The following is a 1,271-nucleotide window of genomic DNA, read 5'->3' as shown; positions in this document are numbered from 1 at the left end:
TAAAGAGGCCGACGCCGCCGTCCTCACGGTCGCCTACCGCAAGCTGCCGAAACACCAGATCACCGACGCGATCGACGACGGGATGGACGGGCTGCGCTGGCTGCAGCGGCACGGCTTCGACGGGGATCAGGTGGTCGTGGCCGGTGACTCGGCCGGCGGTTACCTGGCCTTCATGACCACCCTGTTGGCCATCCGCAACGGGGAGATGCGCCCGGCGGGCGTCGCCACCATCTCGCCGTTCACCGACGCGGACCCGGCCCGCAAGCTGCGGCACCGCAACGCCCGGAAATGCTCGATGTTCACCCGTCGGGCCTTCACCATGTTCGCCGAATACCTCAGCCGCGCACAGGTTTTGGAAGACCAGAGCGATTCTCCCGGCAAGGTCGCCTCGCCGGTGGACGCCGACCTGACCGACCTGCCGCCGGTGACCATCCACGCCAGCGCCGACGAGTTGTTGCTCGCGGACGCGGAATTGATGGCCGAGCGCCTGGAGGCCAGCGGTGTCCGGTGCGACCTGCACCTGTGGGACGGGCAGATTCACGACTTCCCGCTGGCCGCCGACATCCTGCCCGAAGGCAGGCGGGCGTTGCGCTACATCGGCGCCTTCATCAAGGACGTGACCGACGTCGGCGCGCCCGCGCACCGGGCCCGCCCGTGGCGGCCCGGGATGCCCACCCCCGCTGCGGCGGTCTAGCCCCGTCGAAAAGCGCACGCGCGTAATGGGATTCGCTGTCCGCCGGCCGGCTGCGCCCGGCCGGCGCCGCGTCGAGGGGGCGGCCACGCCTTTACTTGTCGATGCTTCACCCGATGCGGGCGGACGCCCCGCGCCGACGACGCGGGCGCCGGACCGCTCCGGCTGCCGTTACAGTTGGTCCCGATGAGCCCACCAGCCCCCCCTGCGCTGACCGTGCGGTACGAGGGAGCGGAGCGCACCTTCGCGGCCGGCAACGACGTGGTCATCGGGCGTGACCTGCGCGCCGACGTCCGCGTCGCGCATCCGCTGATCTCGCGCACCCACCTCATCGTGCGCTTCGACCAGGGGCGCTGGGTCGCCATCGACAATGGCAGCCTCAACGGCCTGTACGTCCACAACCGTCGCGTGCCGCTCGTCGACATCCAGGACGGTCTGCGGGTCAACATCGGCAACCCGGACGGGCCGGCGCTGACCTTCGAAGTCGGCCGGCACCAGGGATCCGTCGGCAGCCCCCCGCTGACCACCTCCGTCCCGCTGATCAACACCCCGAGCGGGCCGGTCGCCCGGGTGCCGCAGG

2 protein-coding genes are annotated in these 1,271 nt (G+C 71.1%); both read left to right on the top strand.

Features of this window, described 5'->3' with window-relative positions; translation table 11 throughout:
* The coding region (locus tag A5714_RS22555; protein WP_068289070.1) for an alpha/beta hydrolase at positions 1-694 on the top strand (694 nt) is incomplete at its 5' end.
* A 183-nt stretch (positions 695-877) separates the two neighbouring features.
* Positions 878-1,271: FHA domain-containing protein (locus tag A5714_RS22550; protein ID WP_197513878.1), on the top strand; the 394-nt coding region annotated here is incomplete at its 3' end.

Source organism: Mycobacterium sp. E2462, from assembly GCF_001672685.1.
In the GTDB taxonomy this organism is placed as follows: Bacteria; Actinomycetota; Actinomycetes; order Mycobacteriales; family Mycobacteriaceae; genus Mycobacterium.
The sequence above is the reverse complement of the archived record's forward strand: the minus strand, read 5'-3'. Positions and strand labels throughout refer to the sequence as shown.